Annotated in this window: 26 protein-coding genes, 1 tRNA gene and 1 pseudogene; 11 read left to right on the forward strand and 17 right to left on the reverse strand. The window is 55.1% G+C overall.

What is annotated here, in order from left to right; genetic code table 11:
• Nucleotides 1-10 precede the first annotated feature (10 nt).
• The 5 genes from CCASEI_RS01390 to CCASEI_RS01410 form a co-directional block, all read right to left on the reverse strand.
• On the reverse strand, nt 11-1,426 hold the full coding sequence (locus CCASEI_RS01390; RefSeq protein ID WP_006823788.1) for an FAD-binding oxidoreductase: 1,416 nt from the start codon (nt 1,424-1,426) through the stop codon (nt 11-13).
• A gap of 107 nt (nt 1,427-1,533) precedes the next feature.
• Nucleotides 1,534-2,229 carry a CotH kinase family protein gene (locus CCASEI_RS01395; RefSeq protein ID WP_025386939.1) on the reverse strand — a complete coding sequence of 232 codons (696 nt, stop codon included), beginning with the start codon at nt 2,227-2,229 and terminating at the stop codon, nt 1,534-1,536.
• Between the two features lie 67 nt (nt 2,230-2,296).
• On the reverse strand, nt 2,297-2,575 hold the full coding sequence (locus tag CCASEI_RS01400) for a hypothetical protein (protein ID WP_006823787.1): 279 nt from the start codon (nt 2,573-2,575) through the stop codon (nt 2,297-2,299).
• Between the two features lie 23 nt (nt 2,576-2,598).
• On the reverse strand, nt 2,599-4,053 hold the full coding sequence (locus CCASEI_RS01405; RefSeq protein WP_006823786.1) for an MFS transporter: 1,455 nt from the start codon (nt 4,051-4,053) through the stop codon (nt 2,599-2,601).
• Between the two features lie 63 nt (nt 4,054-4,116).
• Complete coding sequence (locus CCASEI_RS01410; protein ID WP_006823785.1) at nt 4,117-5,136, reverse strand: nucleoside hydrolase; 1,020 nt, start codon at nt 5,134-5,136, stop codon at nt 4,117-4,119.
• Nucleotides 5,137-5,405: 269 nt separating this feature from the next.
• Here CCASEI_RS01410 and CCASEI_RS01415 point away from each other — a divergent pair, with 269 nt between their 5' ends.
• The 6 genes from CCASEI_RS01415 (at nt 5,406) to CCASEI_RS01440 (ending at nt 9,991) form a co-directional block, all read left to right on the forward strand.
• Nucleotides 5,406-6,131, forward strand: coding sequence for a hypothetical protein (locus CCASEI_RS01415; RefSeq protein WP_006823784.1), 726 nt, complete (start codon nt 5,406-5,408; stop codon nt 6,129-6,131).
• Nucleotides 6,132-6,771: 640 nt separating this feature from the next.
• Nucleotides 6,772-7,395: a response regulator gene (locus CCASEI_RS01420; protein ID WP_006823783.1), complete on the forward strand. Its 624-nt coding sequence runs from the start codon at nt 6,772-6,774 to the stop codon at nt 7,393-7,395.
• Between the two features lie 189 nt (nt 7,396-7,584).
• The gene (locus tag CCASEI_RS01425; RefSeq protein ID WP_006823782.1) at nt 7,585-8,046 is read left to right on the forward strand and encodes a hypothetical protein; all 462 of its coding nucleotides are present in this window, start codon (nt 7,585-7,587) and stop codon (nt 8,044-8,046) included.
• Nucleotides 8,047-8,070: 24 nt separating this feature from the next.
• Complete coding sequence (locus CCASEI_RS01430; RefSeq protein WP_025386941.1) at nt 8,071-9,102, forward strand: IS1096 element passenger TnpR family protein; 1,032 nt, start codon at nt 8,071-8,073, stop codon at nt 9,100-9,102.
• A gap of 6 nt (nt 9,103-9,108) precedes the next feature.
• Nucleotides 9,109-9,519 carry a GtrA family protein gene (locus CCASEI_RS01435; protein WP_035095986.1) on the forward strand — a complete coding sequence of 137 codons (411 nt, stop codon included), beginning with the start codon at nt 9,109-9,111 and terminating at the stop codon, nt 9,517-9,519.
• 13 nt (nt 9,520-9,532) lie between these two features.
• On the forward strand, nt 9,533-9,991 hold the full coding sequence (locus tag CCASEI_RS01440) for a GtrA family protein (protein WP_006823779.1): 459 nt from the start codon (nt 9,533-9,535) through the stop codon (nt 9,989-9,991).
• A gap of 90 nt (nt 9,992-10,081) precedes the next feature.
• On the opposite strand, the gene glfT1 is transcribed toward CCASEI_RS01440, so the two are convergent.
• Complete coding sequence (gene glfT1 / locus CCASEI_RS01445; protein WP_025386942.1) at nt 10,082-11,023, reverse strand: galactofuranosyltransferase GlfT1; 942 nt, start codon at nt 11,021-11,023, stop codon at nt 10,082-10,084.
• 43 nt (nt 11,024-11,066) lie between these two features.
• On the opposite strand from glfT1, the gene CCASEI_RS01450 reads away from it, so the two are divergent.
• Nucleotides 11,067-11,723 carry a GNAT family N-acetyltransferase gene (locus tag CCASEI_RS01450; RefSeq protein ID WP_025386943.1) on the forward strand — a complete coding sequence of 219 codons (657 nt, stop codon included), beginning with the start codon at nt 11,067-11,069 and terminating at the stop codon, nt 11,721-11,723.
• 40 nt (nt 11,724-11,763) lie between these two features.
• Entirely contained in the window at nt 11,764-12,489 is a 726-nt protein-coding gene (locus tag CCASEI_RS01455; protein WP_038574334.1) for a hypothetical protein, read from the forward strand.
• Between the two features lie 12 nt (nt 12,490-12,501).
• On the opposite strand, the pseudogene CCASEI_RS01460 reads toward CCASEI_RS01455, so the two are convergent.
• Nucleotides 12,502-13,716, reverse strand: a pseudogene (locus tag CCASEI_RS01460) (IS3 family transposase).
• Between the two features lie 229 nt (nt 13,717-13,945).
• Here CCASEI_RS01460 and CCASEI_RS01470 point away from each other — a divergent pair.
• Nucleotides 13,946-14,194 carry a hypothetical protein gene (locus tag CCASEI_RS01470; RefSeq protein ID WP_051461231.1) on the forward strand — a complete coding sequence of 83 codons (249 nt, stop codon included), beginning with the start codon at nt 13,946-13,948 and terminating at the stop codon, nt 14,192-14,194.
• Nucleotides 14,195-14,455: 261 nt separating this feature from the next.
• Here the strand turns inward: CCASEI_RS01470 and CCASEI_RS01475 are convergent, their stop codons facing one another.
• The 5 genes from CCASEI_RS01475 to wzm all read right to left on the reverse strand — a co-directional run bounded on the left by CCASEI_RS01475 (nt 14,456) and on the right by wzm (nt 18,069).
• The gene (locus CCASEI_RS01475) at nt 14,456-14,812 is read right to left on the reverse strand and encodes a hypothetical protein (protein ID WP_025386946.1); all 357 of its coding nucleotides are present in this window, start codon (nt 14,810-14,812) and stop codon (nt 14,456-14,458) included.
• Between the two features lie 381 nt (nt 14,813-15,193).
• On the reverse strand, nt 15,194-15,625 hold the full coding sequence (locus tag CCASEI_RS01480; protein ID WP_006823775.1) for a hypothetical protein: 432 nt from the start codon (nt 15,623-15,625) through the stop codon (nt 15,194-15,196).
• Between the two features lie 184 nt (nt 15,626-15,809).
• Nucleotides 15,810-16,244, reverse strand: a complete 435-nt coding sequence (locus CCASEI_RS01485) for a hypothetical protein (RefSeq protein ID WP_006823774.1) — start codon at nt 16,242-16,244, stop codon at nt 15,810-15,812.
• A 125-nt stretch (nt 16,245-16,369) separates the two neighbouring features.
• Entirely contained in the window at nt 16,370-17,167 is a 798-nt protein-coding gene (gene wzt / locus CCASEI_RS01490) for a galactan export ABC transporter ATP-binding subunit Wzt/RfbE (RefSeq protein WP_006823773.1), read from the reverse strand.
• Between the two features lie 8 nt (nt 17,168-17,175).
• Nucleotides 17,176-18,069, reverse strand: a complete 894-nt coding sequence (gene wzm, locus CCASEI_RS01495) for a galactan export ABC transporter permease subunit Wzm/RfbD (RefSeq protein ID WP_025386947.1) — start codon at nt 18,067-18,069, stop codon at nt 17,176-17,178.
• Between the two features lie 103 nt (nt 18,070-18,172).
• Between wzm and CCASEI_RS01500 the strand changes: the two genes are divergently transcribed.
• Complete coding sequence (locus CCASEI_RS01500; RefSeq protein ID WP_006823771.1) at nt 18,173-19,381, forward strand: aminotransferase class V-fold PLP-dependent enzyme; 1,209 nt, start codon at nt 18,173-18,175, stop codon at nt 19,379-19,381.
• A 25-nt stretch (nt 19,382-19,406) separates the two neighbouring features.
• Here CCASEI_RS01500 and CCASEI_RS01505 read toward each other — a convergent pair whose 3' ends face one another.
• Nucleotides 19,407-20,375 (reverse strand): NAD(P)H-quinone oxidoreductase, encoded by a 969-nt coding sequence (locus CCASEI_RS01505; RefSeq protein WP_225868426.1) that lies wholly within the window; start codon nt 20,373-20,375, stop codon nt 19,407-19,409.
• Nucleotides 20,376-20,502: 127 nt separating this feature from the next.
• On the opposite strand from CCASEI_RS01505, the gene CCASEI_RS01510 reads away from it, so the two are divergent.
• A tRNA-Ser gene (locus CCASEI_RS01510) sits at nt 20,503-20,590 on the forward strand.
• Between the two features lie 70 nt (nt 20,591-20,660).
• Here CCASEI_RS01510 and CCASEI_RS01515 read toward each other — a convergent pair.
• The 4 genes from CCASEI_RS01515 to CCASEI_RS01530 are packed head-to-tail and all read right to left on the reverse strand — an operon-like array spanning nt 20,661 to nt 23,985.
• A complete protein-coding gene (locus CCASEI_RS01515) occupies nt 20,661-21,794 on the reverse strand; it encodes a ThiF family adenylyltransferase (RefSeq protein WP_025386949.1) in 1,134 nt (377 codons plus the stop codon).
• Nucleotides 21,791-22,270, reverse strand: a complete 480-nt coding sequence (locus CCASEI_RS01520; RefSeq protein WP_025386950.1) for a molybdenum cofactor biosynthesis protein MoaE — start codon at nt 22,268-22,270, stop codon at nt 21,791-21,793. Before CCASEI_RS01520 ends, CCASEI_RS01515 begins: the two co-directional genes overlap by 4 nt.
• Entirely contained in the window at nt 22,260-22,763 is a 504-nt protein-coding gene (locus CCASEI_RS01525) for a MogA/MoaB family molybdenum cofactor biosynthesis protein (RefSeq protein WP_025386951.1), read from the reverse strand. Before CCASEI_RS01525 ends, CCASEI_RS01520 begins: the two co-directional genes overlap by 11 nt.
• Nucleotides 22,753-23,985 (reverse strand): molybdopterin molybdotransferase MoeA, encoded by a 1,233-nt coding sequence (locus tag CCASEI_RS01530; RefSeq protein ID WP_006823766.1) that lies wholly within the window; start codon nt 23,983-23,985, stop codon nt 22,753-22,755. Before CCASEI_RS01530 ends, CCASEI_RS01525 begins: the two co-directional genes overlap by 11 nt.
• Nucleotide 23,986 lies beyond the last annotated feature (1 nt).

Genomic DNA, 23,986 nt, shown 5'->3' on the forward strand with positions numbered 1-23,986 from the left:
AATTCCTTTCTTAGCGCAGCTCGAGGCGGCGTGACATATCGGAGGCGAAGACGCCGGTTGGGTCGATGTTGTTGCGGGTCTTCAACCAGCCCTCAAGCTCTGGGTACATGGTGTGGAAGTTTTCCGCGGAGGTGCGTGATTCTTTGGCCAGGTACAAACGGCCACCGAATTCCATGACGCGACGGTCCAAGTCATTCAGGAAATCTCCCAGACCTGGACGGATTGGGAAGTCCACGCAGACATTCCAGCCCGGCATTGGGTAGCTCAACGGCGCCTTGTTGCCTGGGCCGAACAGCTTGAACACGTTCAGAGCGGAGTAGTGGCCGGACTTTTGCATGTCACGGATGATGTCCTTGAAAGGCTCAACCGCGTCCATAGGGACCACGAACTGGTACTGCAAGAAACCCTTGGAGCCGTAGCCACGGTTCCACTCACCAATCAGGTCGAGTGGTTGGTAGAACTGCGTGAGGTTCTTGATCTTGTTCTTCGCCGGTGCGCCCATGGCGTAGTAGGCTTCGCCGATACCCATCAGGGTCAGCTTGTTCATGGTCCACGATGGGAAGATGTCCGGCACCTTCATCAACTGTGGCGCGTTGAACTTCAGCGGATCCGCTGCCAGCTTTGGTGCGAACTCTTCGAGCTGCTCCAGCGTGGCCAAAGAACCACGGGAGATAGTGGAACGGCCCAGCTTTGGCTCAGGTGAGATGACATCGAACCACGCCGAAGAGTAGGTGTAGTTGTGCTCTGAACCGTCAGAGTGCGCCGCTACCGTTTCTTCCAGGTTGTTGGTGCGCTCAGTATCCGAAATGAAGTAGGCCGTTTCGGTCTTGGTCATGCGGATGGTAGCTCGCAAGATAATACCGGTCAGACCCATACCGCCGATGGTTGCCCAGAACAGTTCAGCATCTGGGTCATCCTCGGTGCCTTCTGGTGTCAGGTGCAGGACACGGCCATCAGCAACGAGCAGTTCCATGCTGGTGACGTGGTCACCGAAGGAGCCCTCGGAGTGGTGGTTTTTGCCGTGAATATCAGGCCCGATTGCGCCGCCGATGGTGACCTGGCGGGTACCGGGAAGAACCGGAACCCACAGGCCGAAAGGCAATGCTGCCTTCATCAATTGGTCCAAGGTGACGCCGGCATCAACATCAACCAATGCTGATTCGGGGTCGATGGAGTGGATTCGGTTGAGCGACTGCATGTCAATGACAAGGCCGCCTGCGTTTTGCGCCGGGTCGCCGTAGGAACGACCCATGCCGCGAGCGATGACGCCGCGGCGCAGGTGCGCTGGCTTATCTGCATTGTCATCGGCGACCATGGCAACGGCCTGACGGATTTCATCAACGTCGGCGGTTGCCAGCACATGTGCGGTAGTAGGAGCCGTGCGGCCCCAGCCATGTAAAGATTTTACGGTGGTGTGCAATTCCATAGTTTTAGAGCTTACCTAGCTTTATCGACCTACCACCGAATCAACGGGGCTCATGTACCGATTACACAGGTGATTTTCAGTACAAGACCCCGTGATGAGGATCTTTCCTACACATCCTCAGTAGTTGTCGTTGCTTCTTCTCTGCTGCCTTCAGCAGCAGTTTCTTCGCCGGGTCGGCCTCCGCCGCCGCGTCCCATGCCCATGCCAGCACTGGGCTCAGGGGCAGTTTCGCTTAACGATGCCAAACTCGACCTAATGCTTTCCGCCAGTGTCGCCGCACCTTCATCGCCTGCTTCTTCCGCACGCGTTGCCAGCTCAGTAAGCGTTTCTTCAGCGTAGCCACTAGCAATCAGCTGCTCATATAACTCGGCATATGCTTCTTCGTACATGGCGTAGAACTCTTCATTATCCAAGAAGCGTTCCTTAAGGATGCTGCTATCGCTGCCACCGCCTGCGCCTGCACCTTCACCTTCTTCACCACCAGGCATTTCCATGCCATCGGGCATTTCCATACCTTCTGGCCGCTGTGGCATCTCGCCGTTCGTTGGCATCTCGGGCATTTCCATACCTTCGGGAAGAGCCGGCATTTCACCTGTAGTGGCGGTGGCGTCGTTATCGGTAGCGGTGCCAATTTCGGTGTCCTGCTGCACGCCGCCCATGCCACCGCCCATTCCGGATAGCGCTAGATTCAGGTCCGACGACAAGACCGTGAATTGCTTCTCGGTGGTGTCGTACCAGAGGTAGTAGTTATTACCAGGGCCGTCCATCGCATCGTTGTTGGACAAGATTTCTTGGGTGTCCACTACTCGAGGGTAACCGCAACAGACTCCGGTTGGATTTAATGTATGGAGGTTGAGAACGCGTAGCTGTTTAGTACAAATCCATGATGTCGCGGATTTCGGTGGGCAGTTCTTCCTGCGTAGTGATTTCGGGGCCTTCATATTCGCGCAAAATTTTGTAGACCAGGCCGCGGGAGGCGGAATCCAGCATCGGAATTTCTTCGGCCATCAGCCTGGTCATGAAATCATTCAGTGGAAGATTGGTGTGCTCCGCGGCGATAAAACGCCCATTGCGCTTGTCTTCTTCCGTGCGCTCATCTTGTGCAGCTTGCTGGGCAGGGGTCAGATTTTCCATCTTGCCGTCATACATGCCACCCAGCTTAGTCCTTGTACTTAGACCACTTGGCCTTCAGCTTCAGCTGCGGTGACCTTCGGGATGAACAGCGAGGTAGCTACGGAAATACCCAGGATGATTGCGGCGACCAGGAATGCGGTGGTGTAGCCGGCGGTGGAATCAGAACCGGCTGGGGAACCAGCAACCATGAATACCGGCAGGATGGCGAAGGAGACACCGGCACCCAGGTTGAAGGCGGCGGAGTTCATGCCAGGCAAGAAGCCCTCATTATCCTTTGGCGAGTTCACAACACCCAGGTTGTTGAGCACGATGTTGCCGATACCCGCGTAGGTGATACCCAGCAGGATGACGGAGATAATCAGCACGGCCTTGGAATGTACGCCGACGAATGCCAGAACCAGTAGCAAGATGGCGGAGGCAGCGTTGCCGATACGCAGCAGGTTGCCGTAGCCAATGATTGGCGCGAAGCGGCCCGCGAAAGGACCCACGGCTAGACCAATCAGTGCATAAGGAGCGAGCAGGAACAAGGAAGCTGCGTCGGCGCTCATGCTGAAGCCTGCGGTTGGGTTCTGAGCCAAGGAGACAGCCACGCCGTTGACGGCGGCGAAGACACCGGTCATGGTCAACACGGTGGTCAACAGCAGACCCCAGGTCGAACGGCGCTTGAGGTACTTTGGTGCAACCAGAGGCTGGTCGTGATTGTTCTCCCACTTCCAGAACACAGCAAAAACAGCCAGACCGATGACCAGTCCGATGATGACACCGAACCAGTTAGCGTTGCCAGCCTTGCCTGCTTCATTAACCGCCAAGGTGATGGCACAAACGCTGATGACCAGGAAGAGCGCGCCCCACCAGTCAACCTTGATGCCGCTGGAAGGCTTGGATTCAGGCGCCCAAGCAGCGACCATTGCCACGGCAATGAAACCGACGATGGCAATCAACCAGAATACGGAGCGGAAGCCCCAGTGTTCAGCCATCCAGCCGGAGATCAATACGTCAACGCCGGCAACGCCACCGTTAATAGCAGCAATCAGGCCAAGCAGGGTGCCCAGGCGGACTTCGTTCTTGACCTGGCTGCGCAGGATGATCAAGGTCATTGGGATGGTTGGGCCAGCAATTCCCTGCAGGGCACGGGCGAACATGAGCACGCCAATATTAGGAGCAAGCGCGGCAATCACACCACCGATAGCCATGACGGAGAGCATCACCAGCAAAATCTTGCGGCGGCCAACAATATCGGACAGACGAGGCAGGAACAGACCGCACAGTGCGCCACCGGTAAAGAACGCGGTTTGGGTCAGGCCAACGGCGGCCTCATCCGTGTTGAGCTCTTCCGCCATCGTGGTAAGCACCGGCGAGAGCATTGAAGCATTGAGCTGGAAGGCCACGGCCGCGGCGAGCAGCACCGTAAGCAGAAGTGGCAATCCACCCTTGCGAGAATCAATCGGATCAGCGATACCGGCAGAGCCACCGGCAGCAGAGGTTCGGGACATCAGGATCTCCTGTGTAGTAGAAAGCGCCGCAGTAAAAGCGCTTAAGGCATTAAGGCCGAAGTATTAGGACTTGAAATTGGTGTCGCCAATGCGGCGCAGCGCGTCAAAGAGGAGATCCCAGAACTTATCGGTATCCACATCCACGGCAACGGAGGTATTCGGCGAAGTAGCTTCTGGGTCATCAACAAGGCCCAACCCACTCGGGTCGTTATTAGACCAGGTACGACGGAAATCAACAATGGTTTGCCCACGCGCGTGTGCACCTTGGGTTTCCACATAGATAGGAGCGCGGATGGTGCGCACTACCGATGGATCTGCAACCGCTGCCACAGCGAGTGGATCATGCATTGGTGGGCCCGGGTAGTTGCGCTCTTTCATGTAAGAAGCGCCGAAGAATTCAACGAGTTCTGCGATGAACTGCGCAACGTCGGTGCCGATTGCCTTGAGCTGTTCCATTCGATCCGGGACAGCGAGTACTTGGTGGGTGACATCCAGACCAATCATGGTCACTGGCCAAGACTCTTCAAACACAATTGCTGCTGCATCAGGATCCGCAAGAATGTTGAACTCCGCAGCTGGAGTCATGTTGCCGGTGTGGTGGCCGCCGCCCATCAAGGTGACACCGCCAACGCGCTCGACTAGCTCTGGGTACATGCGCGCGAACAGGGCGATGTTGGTTAATGAACCAGTTGGAACAATGACAACAGAGCCAGGTTCATTGTCCTGAATGACTTGGGCAATGAGATTAACCGCGTGGGTGTCTTCCAGCGGCACGCCAGGTGCTGGAAGCTCTGGGCCGTCAAGGCCTGACTCGCCGTGGATTTCATCCGGGATGAGCTGTGGCCCAACCAGCGGGCGGGAAGCACCAGCAGCGAATGGGATACCGGTGATGTTGCCAACGCGGGCTAGCGCGCGGGCATTGGTGGTGACTTTTTCAAGGGTCTGGTTTCCTGCAACGGTGGTGACCGCGAGCAGCTCAAGGTTCGGATTACCGTGAGCTAGCAGCATTGCGATCGCATCATCATGTCCTGGGTCGCAGTCCAAAATTATCTTTTGTGCAGGTGAGGTAGTTTCTGCGTTCATGCCGCAGATTCTACTCCCTAGTCAACCATCTAATGCTGGTAACGGTCGTATCGAAGACGTTTACGACGCGGGAGATTCCTAATGCATCCGCCAATTACCTCTTCAATATACTTTTGTCAATGGTTTCAGCCTATATCAGTACTTAAGTACTGACGTCTAAGCTCCCACCTGCGGAAATGTGAAAGTCTAAAGGGCAGAAGGGTTGTTACGTAGTTAACATCCATGATTAGCGCTCAACGGGGGCGCGTCATTTTCTTGGAAGGAAAACCATGCCTAAATTACACCGACGCCTGTCTTTGGCAGTAGCGAGTATTCTATCTTGTGTTGCGCTGTCTCCTCTAATGGCGACAGCAAATGCAGTGGAGAATCCACAAAGTTCTGGAGAAGCTTCGAACGCAGAACTGGATGCAGGAGTGGAAGCCGAACTTGGTCAATTTTGGGACTCATACAATGTGCCATCTGAGCAGCAAAAGGACTTGTTGGAGAAATTGGAAAATGGTGTCCGATGGGACTCATTTGGCAAGAATGCAGAGCCTGTTTTATCAGAAGAGCAGGATAGTGCTGCCGAATCCGTAACAGTAAACCGTTTCGCAGATGGTTCCATTTCTGTAGAGTCAATCAGCAAGCCAACCGGTTTAAATGAGGGGATATCTACCCGCTCAGTTAAGGATTGCCGTGTTTTCAGTGACAATAATGGAACACAACGTCAAACTGGATGTCATGCTCAGGTGAATTTGGGGGTCATTAGTATGGGATTCTACTTCGACAAGATAACCAGCCCGGGTGCTCTTGGGCGAGTAACAAATCAGTACGGTGAGCACAATCATATTATCGGAGGTGCCCTAGGCAACCATCGTCTGCAAAAATTTAATGACCAGACAGTTCGCTATTCGGCAGATTTCGACGTTGCATTCAGGGGCTTCCCAGTAGGCTGGACGGCGTGGATGCAAGTAAACCTCGGGCAAGGAAACTATGCTTACACCACAAATAATTAAGGACGTGATTAAATGAATGCTGCAGCTATCTCGGGGATTTTAGTAGTCCTCATTGTCGCTCTTATTATTTGGCTAGTAGTTAGAGCCCGTAAGAGAAAATAGTCTGTAGAAAGTATGGCTGCTGTTGAGAGGACACCTTTTATACGATTGACAAGGGGTGTTCTCTTACCGGATTTCAGTGGGCTTACAATTTACAGGAGGAGATTGTAGTTGGTGCAGACCCCAAGTGTATTGAAGGTATCAGTGAATTACGGCTATTCCCCGTGGCACTGTACTTTGTGAACTGTGGGTTTGACTAGTTTCGAAGGTAAAAGCCTTGACTGTGGATATCCAGCGTAAGGATGCGAAATCCAACAATGTGCTGCAAACCTGGTCAATCGAGGAAATGTTCCATTCATACAGTTTTTTGGGGGGCTGAGGTGGTTGAAGACTCGGACATTTCATTTATTCTCGTTCTTCGAGATACAAACAGACCGTAGGGAAATCGTTTCTACTCTATTTTTCGGAACAGGCGTTAGATTTCCCCTTTTTCATACTAATAGACATGGGAGCGGGGGATCATCAATCGGTTTTATGCATGTTGGTTCATAGAAGTATGGCTTGGGTGTGGCAATGATTAGATCTAAATTGGGTGTAAAAGATGAGTATTTCCATCCTGCTCGTAGACGATGAAGAATCGGTTCGTGAATTACTTCCCAAGTACTTCCGAATTGACCCAGAATTAGAAGTAGTTACAACTACAAACAATGGACGTAGTGCGCGGGCGTGGCTAGAAGACAACACTTGCGACATTGTTCTTTCTGATATTCACATGCCTGGAATGAACGGGTTAGAGCTCTTGAGCTACATAAAAGAGCTCGATTCACCGCCAGTCTTTATCGCCATGACTGCGTTTGACACAGATGAGACAATGATGACGGCTTTGGCAAATGGCGCTGCTGGTTACGTTATTAAAGGACATCCACCAAGGACTATCATTCAAGCAATTCATAACGCATTAAGGGGCGGAACGAGCCTTTCACCTCAGTGCGTTAAAAGGCTTGTGTCTCACATTTCCTGGAACCAGACACGGGAAGGGAAAGAAAGCACCCCAATGACTTCGAGCGAGAAGTCCGTAATAAAATTGGTTCGCCGAGGAAAGAGTAATAGAGAAATCGCGAAAACATTGCACTTCTCAGAGTCTTATATTAAGGCGGTTGTGTCGTCGTTGCTGGAAAAGAGTAATTGTTCATCCAGAGCCGAGCTGATTGCGTGGTTTTCTTAATACTTAGGTCGTTCGAGGGTCGACTCATGAAACCTACTTCAATAGCGTTATGTTCTCAATCATTCAAAGTTAAGGAACCTACGTTGCCGCTCTCTGAAACGTCGGGTGAGGGCAGGACAGTTCGGCAAAGTGCTTGAATTGGGTGGAGATAGCCCTGAAGCTCTTGAATAATAGGTATTCTGGGGCGTCATGACAAACAATTCTGTGAACCCCGATGCCATTAGCAGCACGGTTAATGACGATGTAGATAATGAAGTAGATAATTACGCACTCGATGACACTTTGGCGGGACGTGTCGTGCAGGCTGGTTTTGTGGGTGCGGCGCTGTCATTTCCGGATTACATAAAGAACTCGAAGGCACTTGTTACTACCTATATTCTGACGCTCGCATCCTTTACGGGTCTGGTGGGTTACCTCAACGCGATTGATGAGGATGAAGAGCACAGCCCGCAGCCGCCGGAGGAATCAACCTTCCCGTTGTGGCAGCTTATCGCTGGTCTTAGCGTTGCCGGTGTGCTGAAGGTTCTGGGTTTGCGCAAGTTGGCAAAGGCATTGCGCAAGCAGGGTGCGAAGAAGCCATGGAGTATCTTTGGTGGCCTTGGTGCGGTTCTGGTTTTCGCGGTCAGCGAGTACGCTGCGCGCCGCGGATAAACACATTTAAGTACGCTGGGCACCATGTCAGGCACTGGAGTATTTGACCTCGACAGCCTTCGTGACCGTAAAAACAGGGAACGTTTAAAACAAACAGGCCCGAAAAACCAGGCTCACAAAGGCGGCGAGATCCACGATGACGCCGACACGACTGTCCAATTGCGCCGCGAGTCCCTCACGGTCATCCTGCAGGTATCCAATGTTCGGGATGACGCAGAGGTCCACCGCCACATCGGCATCAATGATGCGTTGACGTTCGCACAGCTTCACGATGTTTTGGTGACGTGCTTCGACCTGCCTCCGGAAGAATCCCCGTGGCACTTTTATCGCGTTGATAAGAGCGTTGAAAATGGCGCGGGTAAAGACGCCGACTCCACGAACGAGGAGCAAAGAACAGAATCCCGGAGGATTGATCCGAGCCATCATGTCGCGGAATTTCTGTGGCGTGAGGAGGAAGTGGTGGAATTCACCTGGGGATTGTGGGACTTCTCGCTCACAGTCGCAGATATCTACCCGCGTGATAGTGGTACCCCGCAGGCGCTGTGCGTCGGCGGCTCTGGTTCTTTCCCAGGCTCCCGGTTTGATCTCACCGCGATTAACGCGGAGCTCACCGGCCAGGCTGTCATTGATGAGGTTCTGACGTACCTGACTCCGCCGGCGCGCGGCATTATTGAACGCTCCCGCCTCTTTGACTTCGTGCCCCTGCTGCAGGCGCTCGATTTAAGCCGCGACGTGGAATTATCTCCGGAAATCTTGCAGAAGCTTTCCACTTTGCCGCGGGAAGTAACCACTGAAGGCCATGACGCTTTTTGGTCTGTGGTTCTAGGCCTTGCCTGCATGGGCGCGCAGGATCTGATGGATGCTGTCACCGTCACCACCATGGAAGCTTTGGGCTGGATTGATGATGACGGTGAGGAACTTACTGCCGATGAAATCTGGGGCATGTGTGAGGCATCGACAGGAGTCTTAGCGTCTGTTGGTGCCTGGGGACCCGACGCGGCAGCGCCTGTTGACCGTTTAGATATCCTCCGTGCGGTGTTGCGTGGGGTAGGCTAACCCTTCGTGACTTCATCGAGTAACTCTTTAAAGACCCAGCTGTCGCGGTTTGTGTTCGTGGGCATTTTCACCGCAATCCTGGACTATTCGGTCACCATGCTGCTGACCTATTTTGGCTTGCACCGCTCCGCGGCCAAAGCAATCGGCTGGGTCTTTGGCACCATCGCCGCATACCTTGTTAATGCGCGCTGGACTTTTGGTGCCAAGGTATCAGGCAAGACCGCTGTTACCGTCGGTCTTTTGTATGCCTCCACTTTTGCTGTGCAAAACGTGCTGTACTGGCTGCTGGAATCTCCACTCATCGCGCTTGGTTTTGAAGGTCTGACCAAGAACACCATCGCATTCGTTATTGCGCAGGGTGTTGCCACGGTGACTAACTTTGTCATCCAGCGTGTGTTCGTTTTTAAGTCTAAGTAGGTAGGATCACGCGATGACATCTAACGGTGCCGAGCGCCTGGCTAAATCAAATTCTCTCAAAGGCCAGTCCACCAAATTCGCCATCACCGGCGGCATCTCCGCCGTCATTGACGTGGTGCTGACCTGGCTGTTTCAGATTGTTCTGGAACTTCTGGGCAACATCGGCGCGCGTTCCGTCGGCTTCTTCTTCGGCACACTTACCGCGTATTTGCTCAACCGCCGCTGGACTTTCCGCGCCGAGCCATCCAAGCGCCGCTTCGCCATGGTGGCGCTAACATATGGCATCACTTATGTCATCAACATTGTGATTTACCGCTGGGCGTTTCCATTCTTCGACCACACTCTGGAATGGCGCTCCACTTACGCGCTGATTGTGGCATTTATTATCGCGCAGGGTACCGCCACCATCATTAACTTCTTTGTGCAGCGCTGGCTGATTTTCCGCAACGCCCCAAAAATTCGTGAAGTCTAGCGCCCCGGCACCGTTGCGCTCATCCTGCTTTCGCAGGTTCGCGCAACGCTGGATCGTTAGCTGTTTCGACGGGAAACCGTAAACGGCTTCCTAGCCGTTTTCAGGGCGACGGAAGTCTTCGCGGCGGCCGCGGTTGTGCAGCATGAGCCATTTGGCAAAACCCTTAGGGTCGTGCTGTTGGATGAGGAAGAACCAGCCGAAGCGCGCGAATTCTTGGGGCAGTAACTTACGCATACCGCGCTGCCACAGCAGGTAGCCGCGGTTGCGGTAGGTGAAGTAGCGTTTGAAATCGCCTTCGGGGTATTGGGTGTGCATTTTGCCGCCGAGGATTGGTTTGAACTCATCGGCGCCATCGGGGTGCAGGTAGGCGCAGGTGAGCGCGGTGCCGAAGCTCAGCCCGGAGTTGACCAGGCGGCGGTGGTATTCCACTTCATCACCGCGGATGAACAGGCGGTAGTCGGGGACACCGATGATTTCCATAGCTTTGGCCGAAATCAGCGCGCCGTTGAACAGGGAGGCGATGCCGGGCAGGAAGTCGCCTTCGAGCTCTTCCATGCGGCGTCGCCACACCAGTCCCTGACGCAGCGGGAAGGCCAGCGCACCGGGGTCGTTGATGTTGCACACAGCCGGGGAGACTTCGTGCAGGGCATTTGCCTCAGCCACGCGGTAGAGCTCAACGAGTACTTCGGCATCCGCTGGGCGGCCGTCGTCGTCGGCGCACCAAATGGCATCGGCGCCCAGGGACAGGGCGGTCAAAAATCCCAAGGCAAAGCCGCCGGCGCCGCCCAGGTTGGTCTCCGATGGTACGTAGACAGCACGGGAGCCCGCGAGATCATCGACAAGCTGCTTTACTGCGTCATCGGCGCCGTTGTCTACAACAATGACCCACTTGACGGGGTGGGTCTGTGACACTACTTGCTCCAGGGATGCGCGCAGCAATTCCACACGGTTGTGGGTGACAATCACCGCGGCGGTGGAACCGGCAGCGGATAGCGGGGCAATCTTTGGGGCAGTAGTGCGCTTATTGGGCATGTGGCTTATTCTTTCACGAAATCCCCGGTGGTAGCATTTCGCCATGGAACTTGCGCGCATCTGGCCACCTTTTGGATTAGAAATCACAGCCGCTAACGGCAGCCAAGAAATCACCTTGCGCGCGATGCGGGATGAAGACATCGCAATGCTTGCCGATGCCACCCCTGCCGCCATCTTCGGCCCCGCCATCCCGGAGCATGCGTTTGGCTGGCTTTTCGATGCTGACAACAACCCCGCGCGATTTCGCTGGTCCAACCGCGCGCAGATGACACCCGCGCACTGGTCCTTGGACCTGGTTGTTGTCCACGCGGGTGAAGTAGTGGGCTCAGTGGATATGCGCGCTAATGATTTCCCCGGTAACAAAACCGTGGAAACTGGCTCCTGGATTTACCACCGGTTGCAAGGCCAGGGGCTTGGCACCTTGGTCCGCCGCGCCATTGCGGAGATTAGCTTCAACCACTTCGGGGCGGAGCGTTTGACCACCGCCTGGGCGAATTCCAACACGGCGTCCGCGGCTGTTAGCGCGAAGCTGGGATATCAAAAAACTGCCGATATCACCGTGGACAGCCTCGGCCCCGCCAAACACACCGCGCCCGGCGTGCGCGCGGAACTGCTCCGCGAAAACTACCAACCGGATACGACTCTCACCTTCACCGTCAAGGGGGTGAGTCCCGAACTGAAAGCGCTGCTGGGAATCTAGACGCCCGCGTTGGTTTAAAATCGGGAGTAGATTGGGGTATATGTCGAGGCTAGAAAATGCACTTCAAACTTCGCAAACCTTCGTCACCGCCAGCATCGAAGCACCCGGACAATTAGGCACAATGCTCTCCGGTGCCGCGGTGTCTTTGCTGCCGCCCGAAGATGGCAAGGCTGCCTCCAAAGAGTTTCGCCTCGTGCTTCTTGATGAAGACCTCAGCATTATTGACACCCTCGCCGTTCACACCAGCTATGTCGCACAAACCAGCCATGTTTCTCATGACGGCCCGAATACAGTGAGCATCACCGGTACCGAAACCAAACTGGTTGATGAAAACGGCGTGCTATCGGTAGTGCTGGTGGAACACCATCAACAGCGGCGTATTGGAATCAAGTTCCACGCCCACGCCCCTACCCACAAACTACTTCGCGATGTCCTGCCTAGCCTGCAGTTTCTTGCCCTCATGAAATACGCTAAGAGTTTTCTGATTTACCCGCGCTGGGCCGCAATTCCGTACCACGAGGCCGTTGACATTACGTCGCTTTCCACCGAGTTCTGCACCGTGGTCAAGCGCTGGTACGACCTCGCCGATTCATTAAACAGTCTTCAACCGGGAACTCAGCCCGGCCTCAAATTCCCCGACCTTGCCACCCAACAACCCACCTGGCGCGCGCTCATGACCTCGAACCCAATTCACGAAAGCCTGGCCAACCTCATCGGTGATGAGAAACCCGATGGGGTTGCCCGCAAATCGTGGACACGTAGTTAAGCTGCTTAGTGGTTAAGCAGCGGCTTTCTTTTTGTCATCTTGATCAGCGAACCGAGCCTCGAAATCGACAGGGCTGATCATCCCGATTGCTGAGTGGCGACGGCGCCGATTGTAGACCATCTCAATCCAGCGAGCCACAGCCTTTCGGGCTGCATCACGGGCTGGCCATTTCTTCTGGTCATAAAACTCGGTCTTCAATGTCGACCAGAATGACTCGGCCATCGCGTTATCAAAGCACACACCAGTTCGGCCGACAGATTGCGCAATACTTAATTGCTGGCAGACATTCCACAATTGTTCACTCGTGAATTGAGTGCCACGATCCGCATGGAATACAAGGCCATCTGGCACATCACCACGCAGGGTGTAAGCCATGCGTAATGCGCGTTCAACGAGGTGAGAATCCTGCACGCTATCCATAGCCCAACCTAAGACTCTTCTGGAGTGCCCGTCGCGGATAACACACAGATATAGCCATCCTTCTCTGGTGCGTAGATAAGTAATATCCGACATCCACACCCGGTTGAGCTGACCTTGATCAAACAATCTTTTCACCAGGTCCGGAAGCGTGGACTTGTGCTTGGATTGAATCGTGGTCACCGGAACAAACGCCCTCGGTGAAATGCCCTCAATACCCATCATCCGCATACACTTGGCCACGGTTTTACGATTGACCATGATGCCTTTCTCAACCAGTTCTGCGGTAATACGTGGGGCACCATAGACTTCGTCTGATTTACGCCAAATATCATGGATATGCTTGTCCAACGCCTCGAGGAATCTCTGACGGCTATCATCGCCGCGCAGTCGGTTGGCTTGAACCTGCGCCCATTTGTAGTAGCCCGAACGAGAGACCTGTAGCAGCCTGCTCATACGTTTGTTCCTGTAGTTTGCCTTCTCCAGCTGTATTGGCTCAAATTTTTCCGATCGCGTTGCGACGCCACGAAGAAGGCGGTGGCTTTTGACAAGAACTCAATTCACCATCTTGGCTTCAGCAAGTTCCCTGCGCAGACGCGCATTTTCAGCCTTCAAATCTGCGTCGCTACGCCCATCGTCTGATCCTTGACGTTCACGTTCGAGTTTGACCCACGTACCCAAAATCGTGGCTGAGACACCGATTTCCTCAGCTACATGAGCAATCGGCCGCTCCGACTCGAGCACCAGCCGAGCGGCTTCTTGCCGAAAAGCCGGAGTGTACTTCTTTCTTGACGAACTCACAATGAACATCCTCTCCTACGGACACAAGATCCGCACTAATAGGGTGTCGACTAACCGAGGGTAACCGCAAGCGCGACCGGACCGCTATGAATTCGCTGAACGATCTCAACAGCAATAAATGGCTATTTACCTGGCTAGAACCACCAGAAGGATTTGTCGGAACCCCCAAATCCACCACCAACAGCTAGAAGGTGGCATCAACTCACCACTAAAACTCCTGGCGAGAAACCATCGCGGGATGAGCAAGGAACACCAACGCACCGCGATCGATTGGTGGCTGGCTTCAAAAACGCAGCTGCCTGCCGATCCCGTAGAAACCGCCAGGCAGCAACGCTGGGGTAAAGACGCACTCGCCAAAGTCAGCGCCTTACTCGAAGCGGAAGCACCCACACCACCAGAACATGGTGGACCAAGCGGATACGACACCGCAATCGATACCTCCTACCAGCACTCTATGGGAGTGCAGAAAGGATGGCTAGGCAGGTAAGACAATGTCCGCCGGCAACACACCGACGGACACACTTTTCTTTACTTAACCCCCATTAAGGATTCTCTACCGGGAAATTTGAATGTCCACTGTGGTTAATGAATACAATTTCTGAATTCAGAGCCGAAAACGAGAGCATCTCCGCACCCCATCTTTGCGGAGGGTACGGAGATGCTCTGCTGCAAATCCTGGCAACCATACTGCGAAGTAGCGCCTGCTAAGTGGCGCTACTTTTCTGGCCTACTGGAAAACCTATAGACCTTAGAAGTTAGGCAACTGTAGGCCTGGGATCGCGCCGTTCATTACGGCTGCAGCGCCACCAATGGCGAGCAGTGCCGCGATGATCAGGTCAGCGGAAGAACCTAGAGCCCACTCTTGGTCGGCATCGTTCTCGTAGGAAGATTCAAATACATCGAACCACGTCTCAACGGATGATTCCTTAACATCGTCTGAGCTGTTCTCGACGGAACTGTCAACTGCATCTGCGGAAGTTTCGTGGCCTGGTGACACATCGCCAGCGGCTGCTCCGTCATCGTCAGAGCTCTGTGCAACTGCGGCGGTGGTGGACAGGGAAATTGCAGTCACGGCTGCAACTGCGGCTGTAGCAAAGCGCTTCATGGGAATTCTCCTTGTTGTAGTTCTGAATAACGCGATTTCAACTATCTAACGGTGGCCACACTCACAAAATGTTTTAGAGTATGACTGGCGTTACCGAAAACCCTACAGTCGTTTCCAAGTGTTCTCTACTTGAAAATCAAGAAAGCCGATTTGTTGGCATTGATGGTATTGGCAAAAACTAATTCCGGCCAGGGAAAATGGAAATATGCTGTGTGTTACACATATTTGGAATGAAACTACGAATTCAGCCAATTTCTGGGGCATTCCTTGTTTTGAGATGTCGAAAACTTGGGGCGCGCCTCGCGCTGCAAGACCCCAAAGACGACGAAATCCGCCTTCCGGCAAAAGCGGAAAGCGGAGTGTTTGTTATCGCTGGTTGGTTCACTCCGGTGCGATGTGAGGCAGCGGGACGCCTGCTTGTACGGCTACGTTGTAGATGATTGCGCCGAGAGCAATGACGCCGGCGATTGCCAGGTATGAATCCAACTGAGTTCCGAACGGATCGTTGTTTTCAACGTCGGTTTCCAGGGAGCTCTTTGCAACACCCCAGCTGGATTCGGTAACAGCTTCGCTTGTTTCCTCAGAGCTGTTTTCCTTGATGCTTTCGTTCGCTTTTAGAGCCGTGTTTACCGAGCTGGAAGGTTCCTTCCGCGCGGTCCAGCTGCCAGGGTTCTTGATGTGCCATTCTGTAATTTCCAAGCCGATTTCGCGGTCAGCTTTAGAACTGGCGTCGAGGCCCTTAGCGGCGGCGGCGCCGGTGGAAAGGGACAGTGCGGTGGCGACTGCAAGGGTGGCAGCGGCGAATCGTTTCATTGGTGGTACTTCCTGCGTAGGGCTCAGGTGAGCGGTGATTATGAGGGGTCACTTGTTGGCCCCCTTTGCTCACGTAACCAGTACAGGGAGTAAAAGTCACCAAAAGTGGACAAAAAGAAGTCCTTTTGCCCACTGTGGTGGTTATATTCGGTGTAAACCGGGGTGGTTTACTTCCCTGCGGTGATTAGCGGGTGAAGTTCGGCAGAGAGAAGCCGGACTGTACAGCGAAGTTGTAGAGTGCTGCGCCGATGGCAACGATGGCGCCCAGGCCGGGGATGGTGTCCAGAGTGGTGCCGATTGCGTCGCTGTTTTCAACGTCGTTCTTGACGGAGCTCTTTGCAACGCCCCAGCTGGATTCAACTACGGAGTTGTGGTTTTCTTTGGAGCTGTTTTCGCGAACGGTGTCCGAAGAATCGTTGGCAGCATCGACGGAGCTGGTTGGCTCCTTGGTGAGGCTGTCGCTGGTTGGGTTTTCACCCTGCCAGCCGATGATGTCCTGACGGATTTCGCTGTCAGCCTCGGAGCTGCCAGCGCCGAGCGCAGGAGCGGCTGCAGCAGCGCCGGTGGATAGGGAAAGAGCGGTGATTGCTGCAACAGCAGCGGCGGAGAAGTTCTTCATGGGGGATTGCCTTCTAATGTAGGGCCCACATGAGCACTGAGAATTGAACGGTTTAGGTTTAAACCGGGCATTAGCTTAGCGCCAGATGTTGAGCCCGACGGGTAGAACGGCCAAGAAACCTGAGATTATTGTGAGTCTTCGCGCTCAAAACGCTCACGCATGTCGCGGACGTAGTTGCCTACTTCGGGGCCTTCGTATTCGCCGACGACATCGGCAACTTCGCCGGAAGAGCGGATTTCACCTTTGTCGATCCACAAGGCGGTGTTGCACAGCTGCGCCAGGAAGTCGTTGGAGTGGGAGGCAAAGACGAGGATGCCGGAGCGCTTCACCAGTTCTTCTAGGCGCACGCGGGCTTTGGCCATGAAGGCGGCATCGACGGCGCCGATGCCTTCATCGAGAAGCAAGATCTCTGGCTCAATGGAGGTCACCACGCCAAGGGCAAGGCGCACGCGCATACCGGTGGAATAGGTGCGCAGCGGCATGCTCAAGTAGTCGCCGAGTTCGGAGAACTCAGCAATCTCATCCATCTTCGCTTTCATCTGTTTGATGGTTTGGCCAAGAAACAGGCCGCGGATGATGATGTTGTCGTAGCCGGAGACTTCCGGGTCCATGCCCACGCCCAAGTCGAAGACAGGGGCGACGCGGCCGCGGACATCCGCTGAGCCGCGGGTGGGTTCATAAATGCCAGAAAGCAGGCGCAGCAGCGTGGACTTACCGGCGCCGTTGTGGCCGACGAGGCCGACGCGGTCGCCCTCACGCAAGTGAAGGTTGATGTCTTTGAGAGCTTCAACCACCACCACATTGTCATCGGTCTTGCCGATTGCGCCGCCGGCCGAGGACAGCATGGCTTTCTTTAGTGAGCGGGACTTGGCATCAAAGATGGGAAAGTCAACACACGCGTTATAAGTATCGATAGAAACCATGGTTCTCCTTAAACCCAGTAGCTGACGCGGAAACGCCAGTGGCGCATAGCCATCATGGCGAGGAAGAGGCCTACAACGGTGCAGCCCAGCACAATCCACCAGTGGTAGGCGGCAACGGGCTCACCAATCATCGGCGCGCGAACAATTTCCAGGTAGTGGTACAGCGGGTTAATTTCCGCGATACGCGCACGGTCAGCCACCGCGCCGCCCTGGTCAGTCAGTGTCTTGGTGGTCCACACAATCGGCGTGACATAAAACAGCAGCTGGGTTAGCGCTTCCAGCAGTGGTGCAACGTCACGGAAGCGGGTTGCCACAATGCCGAAGAACATGGCCACCCACACGCCGTTGACAATCAGCAGCAGCATGCCGGGGATGACCAGGAAGAATTCCCAACCCAAGGTGCGCGGGAAGATAAGAATGAGCAGGAGCCAGATAATTAGGTTATGACCCAAAAATAACGTTTGCCGCCACACCAGGCGGTAGACGTGCACCGACAGTGGTGCCGGCAGCTGTTTAATCAGGCCTTCATTATCAATGAAGATGGTGGAGCCTTCTTTAATAGCGCCGGAGATGAAGTTCCACATGATAAGGCCCACTGTCACGTGCGGAAGGAAGTCCGCCAGGGGCAGCTGGAACAGCATGGAGTACAGCAAACCCAAGGCTAGGGCCATGACACCGGTTGCGATGGTGATCCAGAATGGGCCCAGAACTGATCGGCGGTAGCGCTGCTTGATGTCCTGTAAGCCCAGCATGAGCCACAGTTCGCGCTGCTTGGCACCTTGTACTAAGTCTTTGAAGGCCGCACCGAAGGTCATCGAATGTGATGGCGGTACGGTTTCTCCCTCTGGGGTGCTCGTCATGCGCGCGATATCTGCGGCAAGTGAATTTATATCTTGCTCCATGTCGAATACCCTAGCCGCCGCGAGCCCAATATTAGGTTTTCACCCGCCCATAAAGCGGTATAGAGTAGGGTGCGACAAGGGCCAGCAGGAGGGAGAGCTCAACGTGGATGTTGCTAGCGTGCGCGGCCTTTATTCAGGGCTGTCGGACGGTTGGACATACCTAAACGCGCACGATACACCACAGATTGCGGAACGAGTTTCTGCAGGAGTGGCGCGTGCTTTCCGCATGTCTCCAGCCGTTGCAGCGGTGGAAACATCAAGTGGTTCTCATTCCGCGCCGGTGACGGCGGGACGTTTGGAACGCACCGACTTTATCGCTACCGCGCGGATGGCTGTTGCCGATCTCACGGATGCGCATCATGATGCTGTGGTGCTGGGACCAAGTTTGCCGGTTTTGTATTCACGTCTTGCGGCGCATTTGGGGCCGTTGCTTCGTCGTAATTCGACGGTGGTGTTGCAGCGGCTTGATTCAGCGTCGTTGGGCACGATTGATGCAGAGATTCGGTGGGCACAGCCCGACCTTGGCACGGGTGAGTTGCCAGGTTTCCAGTTCAATGAACTTATCGATGGCACAACAAGGTTCGTTTCATTCACCGCCGCGCATTCGGCGTTGGGGGCGGTAGCACCGGTCAAGGAGATTACAGAGATCGTGCGCGGCGCATCACGCGCATGGTCGCTTGTCGATGTATCCGCGTTAGCCACCTACCGGGCCATCGACATTGAAGAGCTCGGCGCGGACATCGTGGGCATTGACTTGGCGCAGCTGGGCGGCCCGGAGATTTCTGCGTTGGTTTTTCGCGATTCCACGATGTTTAAGCGTCTCAACGTGCAGCGCGAGGACTTAGAATCACCAATCTCGGCGGGTCTTGCCGGTGGTGTTGGTCCGTTGGCGGATCATTTCGCGCGCTTGGGCGATCCGGATGATGTGCTGCGCGGCTCGCGCCGTACGCGTCTGCGCAATTCCATGGCTGATGTGGCACAGCACATGAGCCAGCTTTCCGAAGAGCTTTATACCCTGATGGGCACCCTTCCCGCCGTGCACATTCTAGGTGTCACGGGTGAGGCCGCAGCCGGTGCGCGTACCGATAACCGCATTCCGCGACTGTCTTTTGCCGTGAAGAACGTGCCGGCCAAGACCGTGCATCAGCGTTTGTTCAGCAACGGTTTGGTCACCACGCTGACCCCACGCAGTGAGCTGCTCACCGAGATGGGCGTGGATGACATCGGCGGCGCGGTCACCGTGTCACTGAGTCCGTTTAATACCCATCAAGATATTGAGCATCTCATCCGCGTAGTCGCGTCCCTCGCGTAGATTCTTGCCGCCAAAGGCGCAGAATCTACGGCTCGAGGACGAGGGTTCCTGTGTGCGAGCTTGCTTCGAGGAAGCCGAGGGCCTTGGAGGCATCGGCTAGCGGCAGAACTTCGTGGATGTGGTGCTTGACGCGGCCTTCTTCCAGCATTGGCCACACGTTTTCAACGGTCTGGCGGACAATCTCTGCCTTCACATCAACCGGGCGGCGGCGCAGGGTGGTGCCGTGCAGGGAGATGCCCTTCATCATCATGATGCCCATGTTGATCTCGGCCTTATTGCCACCCTGCAGACCGATGGTGACCATGCGGCCGCCTTCGGCAAGAGCGAACATGTTCTTCTTCAAGTAAGGCCCGCCGATGATATCCAGTATCACGTTGCACTGATTCTTTAGTTCTTCAGCGAAGTCTTGCTCCTTGTAATTAATGAGGATGTCCGCGCCGTACTTCTTGCAGACTTCGAGCTTTTCTGCAGAACCTGCGGTTACCGCAACCTTGGCGCCGATGGCCTTGGCAATCTGAATAGCCATCAGGCCAATTCCGCCGCCACCGCCGTGAATCAGGATGGTTTCGCCTTCCTTGAGGCCCACTTCCATCACTATGTTGGACCACACGGTGCAGGCAGTTTCAATGACCGCGGCGGTTTCCGCGAAGGAGAAACCTTCAGGGATAGGAAGAAGCTGACCCTCTGGCACTGCTACGTACTCGGCGTAGCCGCCGCCGACTAACAGTGCGCCGACTTTTTCACCAACGCTGCGGTCGGTATCGCCAGCATCAGCAATTTCACCGGCGCATTCCAGGCCGATTATTTCTGAGCCGCCCTTTGGTGGTGGATAGTTGCCTTGTGCTTGGGTGAGGTCTGCGCGGTTTACACCTGCTGCGGCGATTTTTACCAGCACCTCACCGGGCTGCAGCTCAGGCTTGGGCACTTCCTGGAGTTCTAGCGCGGATGGGTCACCTTCGGTGGTTTGGACGATTGCTTTCATCACATCAGTCATGCCCTCCACGCTAATGAAGTTTTAGTAATCAGGCACGCAGTTTTAGTCTTTAACGTCCGATCGGGTAGTCTTTTCGTGTGCTTGAGATCTGGCATTTTCTAATGCGAGATTCTTTTATACAGCGCACGGAGACGTGGCAGAGCGGCCGAATGCACTGGTCTTGAAAACCAGCGTGGGGAAACTCACCGAGGGTTCAAATCCCTCCGTCTCCGCCAAATTTTTCAAAGTCTCGAGACATCGTTCCTCATTACGGTGCCTCGAGACTTTTCTATTCTGTGCTTGGCTTTACTGTTTATCCAGCCAGGCGTCGATGCCGCCGCGCAGCGAGTAGATGCCTTCGCTGAACCCTCGTTGGTTGAGGGCTTCAACTGCGCGTGCGGAGCGAATACCACCGGCGCAGTGGATAACCACTGGACGTGGCTCTTGTTGTGCTTGCGCTATTTCTTCTGGGGTTTCGCCATCCATGATGCGCGGTAGTGGGAATTTTAGAGTCCCGGGGATGGCGAACATCGCTACTTCGTCGGGGTTGCGCACGTCAATGACAAGGGCATTCTCCGGGATGTCATCGACTTCGGGGATGCGGGGCGTTGAGGCAGAATCAGCGGCAGAGACCGGGGCGCTGGTTGGTGGTTCTTCGAAGGCTTCTGCGCCCGAGGTTGGGCCGGTGGTGCGCACGCGATCGGTGACATCTGGGTTGCCGACCAACGGGATGTACTCCCACGTGCCTTCTAGTGCCGTGAAATACCCAATCTTGCCAATCAGTGGCGTGCCCACGCCGGTGAGCAGCTTAATTGCTTCTAGCGCCATGGCCGAACCCACCACGCCAACCGTCGGGCCGAGCACGCCCGCCTGGGAACAGGATGGCACTGAGCCGGGCGCCGGTGGGATAGGGAAGAGGTCCTCGTAGATAGGGCCGTGGTCGGCATAGAATACGGACAGTTGGGCATCGAAACCCAAGATAGATGCCCACACATGCGGAATGCCGTGCACCGCGCATGCCCAAGATGCGTTGTAGCGAGTGGCGAAGTTATCCGTGCCGTCGAGCACCACATCGGCGCCGCGCAGGCGCTCAATAATATTGTGCTCATCCAGGCGTTCTTCGACCACGTTGATGGTGACCTCTGGATTGAGGGCACTCAGCGCCTGCCGCGCGGACTCAGCCTTATTCACGCCAATATTGGCAGTGTTATGAATGACCTGCCGGTGCAGGTTCGACACATCCACGATGTCAGAATCAAAGATGGTTATTTCACCAACACCCGCGCCTGCCAAATACAACAATGCGGGCGAGCCAAGGCCGCCGGCGCCGATGACGGCTACGTGGGCATCGGCAAGCTTTTCTTGCGCTTCACGCCCGAAACCTGCCAGCGAAAGCTGCCTGCGATACCGGGAAATCTCCCGGGGACTAAGCTTCGTCATTCCAATCCCACCCACTGCGTTCCACCGGCGGAGAGTTCTTGTTCTTTCCAAATCGGGACTTCGGCCTTGACGGCATCGGCAAGCTGCGATGCTGCTTCAAACGCCTCCCGTCGGTGCGCGGATGCTGCGATGACCACGAAGGCCAAGTCGCCGATGCTCAATGTGCCGGTGCGGTGCGCACACCACAGGCGGACATGTGGATGCGCTGCGCTAATGCGCGCGGTGACCGCCTCAATTTCTAGCTGCGCCGAGGGGTGAGCCGAGTAAATCAACTTGGCCACACCCTGGCCGCCATCATGATCACGAACAACACCATCAAAAGTGACCACCGCCCCCATGGCATCCGTGGCAACCTCCGCGCGGGCCTGCGACATCACCGACTCAATTGGCTCAGTCATCATCACCGCGCCAATAACCTTGCCCGTCTGTTCATGAACATAAGCCGGGTCAAAAGCAGGATCATGGTTAGTGCTCATTGTTTCCTTTCATCACGTCGATGATGTGCCCCAAGATTCCCTCGAGCACCGCGCAGCCATCTTTCACACCACCCGGCGAACCGGGCAGCGTCATCACAAAAGTCTGCCTGGTAATCCCAGCTATACACCGCGACAACGCCGCCGTGGGGACAGTCTCCAATCCCTTGTTCCAAAACGCGACGGCGATGCCGGGAAGCTCTTTCACAATATGGGACTCAACTGCTTCAAAAGTGCGATCATCCGGGGTAATCCCCGTCCCTCCTGAGGTCAACAACACATCTGGGGCATCCGGACCATTCAACACATTGTCTATTGCTGACTGAATGTTCGCGTCAGCAACGATCACCGCATCAGGAGTGTCCAAGCCCTGGCTGCGCAAAAATTCCACAGCAATCTTGCCCGAACGATCTTCATACTCACCAGCAGCAGCGCGTGTCGATGCCACAACAACCAAACTCGTCCGTGGTTTATCTGACGTATTTTTAGAGTTCATAAACTTGAACCACCTCTCCAGCAGCTAAATTCGCGCCAGCAGGGATACGAATAAGGTGCGTTGCCTCCACCGCCTGGCTAATCAAATGCGAACCAGCCCCGCCAATAATGTGCGCGGTTAAAGTTCCATCATCTACAGACTCAACTCGGCCGCGGCGGAACTGATCGCGGCCTGCAATACCTGTTGTGGCTGCAGCTAGCTGTGCCCAAGATACCTGCGGTGTCTGGCCCAACACCGGCGCCACAAACAGCCGGAAACTCACCAGCGTGGACACCGGATTGCCAGGCAAACAAATAGCCGGAACACCTTCAAAAACCGCAAAGCCCTGCGGCCCGCCCGGCTGCTGGTCCACGTGGCCGAACCACGTGGAAGTTTCCATACTGGAAACTTCCACGGATTCAGGATTGGAAACTTTCAAAACCTGGCGCACGACTTCAAATTTGCCGGCGCTAATCCCGCCGGAAGTCACCACAACATCCGGCTGCATATCTTTAATAGCCGCCGCCAATGCAGATTTAAGGGCCGCTGGATCATCATTGGTGGACACGTGCCCGACCACGTCAATTCCAGCATCGGCGGCAAGTGCGCGCAGCATCGGCGCATTCGCATCCGGAATAGTGGCAGCAGCTTCTTCTACAGCTGACGTGCTTGACGATGAAATCTCCGCACCACCAGTGCAGATAAGCATGCGCGCCGGGCGAATGACCTCAATATGAGTAATTGATTGAGAAGCCAACGTTGCAACCGCTGCACCCGAAATCTTTGTCTCCGCTGGGATAATCACGCTACCTGCGCCGATATCGCAGCCTTGTTCACGAACAAACTGACCCGCTTCCACAGCAGGGACTTCAATATACTCACCCGGGCTGAGAAACTCCGCCGGGGTGGTGCGTTCCACGGGGATGATCGCGGTGGCATCGGCAGGCACTGCGGCACCCGTCATTATTGGTGCGGCCTTGCCCTCTAACAGCCTAGGCACTGTGCCCGCTGGAATGGTTTCGGTGACCTCAAACCGGCCACCATCGGCATGCGGCACGGCATAGCCATCCATCTGCGAATTATTAAACCGCGGGGAATCAAAACCCGCGGTGACATCTACGGCAGCGATACGGCCCAGGGATTGCTCCACTGGAATTTCTTCTATAATTTCTCCCGCAGAACGCTGGGGATGCTCAGCGATGAGCTGGCGAATCCGTGCAAGATAAGATTCCGGCGAAGTCATG

This window comes from Corynebacterium casei LMG S-19264 (assembly GCF_000550785.1).
Lineage (GTDB): Bacteria > Actinomycetota > Actinomycetes > Mycobacteriales > Mycobacteriaceae > Corynebacterium > Corynebacterium casei.

Bases quoted from the DNA above. Each gene is read 5' to 3' on its own strand.
- CCASEI_RS01525 (WP_025386951.1), bottom strand. From the start codon at position 22,763: ATGAACTCTAAAAATACGTCAGATAAACCACGGACGAGTTTGGTTGTT.
- CCASEI_RS01420 (WP_006823783.1), top strand. From the start codon at position 6,772: ATGAGTATTTCCATCCTGCTCGTAGACGATGAAGAATCGGTTCGTGAA.
- CCASEI_RS01515 (WP_025386949.1), bottom strand. From the start codon at position 21,794: ATGACGAAGCTTAGTCCCCGGGAGATTTCCCGGTATCGCAGGCAGCTT.
- CCASEI_RS01390 (WP_006823788.1), bottom strand. From the start codon at position 1,426: ATGGAATTGCACACCACCGTAAAATCTTTACATGGCTGGGGCCGCACG.
- glfT1 (WP_025386942.1), bottom strand. From the start codon at position 11,023: ATGCCCAATAAGCGCACTACTGCCCCAAAGATTGCCCCGCTATCCGCT.
- CCASEI_RS01405 (WP_006823786.1), bottom strand. From the start codon at position 4,053: ATGTCCCGAACCTCTGCTGCCGGTGGCTCTGCCGGTATCGCTGATCCG.
- CCASEI_RS01410 (WP_006823785.1), bottom strand. From the start codon at position 5,136: ATGAACGCAGAAACTACCTCACCTGCACAAAAGATAATTTTGGACTGC.
- CCASEI_RS01450 (WP_025386943.1), top strand. From the start codon at position 11,067: ATGGAACTTGCGCGCATCTGGCCACCTTTTGGATTAGAAATCACAGCC.
- CCASEI_RS01505 (WP_225868426.1), bottom strand. From the start codon at position 20,375: ATGACTGATGTGATGAAAGCAATCGTCCAAACCACCGAAGGTGACCCA.
- CCASEI_RS01480 (WP_006823775.1), bottom strand. From the start codon at position 15,625: ATGAAACGATTCGCCGCTGCCACCCTTGCAGTCGCCACCGCACTGTCC.
- CCASEI_RS01485 (WP_006823774.1), bottom strand. From the start codon at position 16,244: ATGAAGAACTTCTCCGCCGCTGCTGTTGCAGCAATCACCGCTCTTTCC.
- CCASEI_RS01520 (WP_025386950.1), bottom strand. From the start codon at position 22,270: ATGAGCACTAACCATGATCCTGCTTTTGACCCGGCTTATGTTCATGAA.
- CCASEI_RS01425 (WP_006823782.1), top strand. From the start codon at position 7,585: ATGACAAACAATTCTGTGAACCCCGATGCCATTAGCAGCACGGTTAAT.
- CCASEI_RS01455 (WP_038574334.1), top strand. From the start codon at position 11,764: ATGTCGAGGCTAGAAAATGCACTTCAAACTTCGCAAACCTTCGTCACC.
- CCASEI_RS01440 (WP_006823779.1), top strand. From the start codon at position 9,533: ATGACATCTAACGGTGCCGAGCGCCTGGCTAAATCAAATTCTCTCAAA.
- CCASEI_RS01400 (WP_006823787.1), bottom strand. From the start codon at position 2,575: ATGTATGACGGCAAGATGGAAAATCTGACCCCTGCCCAGCAAGCTGCA.
- CCASEI_RS01530 (WP_006823766.1), bottom strand. From the start codon at position 23,985: ATGACTTCGCCGGAATCTTATCTTGCACGGATTCGCCAGCTCATCGCT.
- wzm (WP_025386947.1), bottom strand. From the start codon at position 18,069: ATGGAGCAAGATATAAATTCACTTGCCGCAGATATCGCGCGCATGACG.
- CCASEI_RS01475 (WP_025386946.1), bottom strand. From the start codon at position 14,812: ATGAAGCGCTTTGCTACAGCCGCAGTTGCAGCCGTGACTGCAATTTCC.
- CCASEI_RS01470 (WP_051461231.1), top strand. From the start codon at position 13,946: ATGAGCAAGGAACACCAACGCACCGCGATCGATTGGTGGCTGGCTTCA.
- CCASEI_RS01415 (WP_006823784.1), top strand. From the start codon at position 5,406: ATGCCTAAATTACACCGACGCCTGTCTTTGGCAGTAGCGAGTATTCTA.
- CCASEI_RS01430 (WP_025386941.1), top strand. From the start codon at position 8,071: ATGTCAGGCACTGGAGTATTTGACCTCGACAGCCTTCGTGACCGTAAA.
- wzt (WP_006823773.1), bottom strand. From the start codon at position 17,167: ATGGTTTCTATCGATACTTATAACGCGTGTGTTGACTTTCCCATCTTT.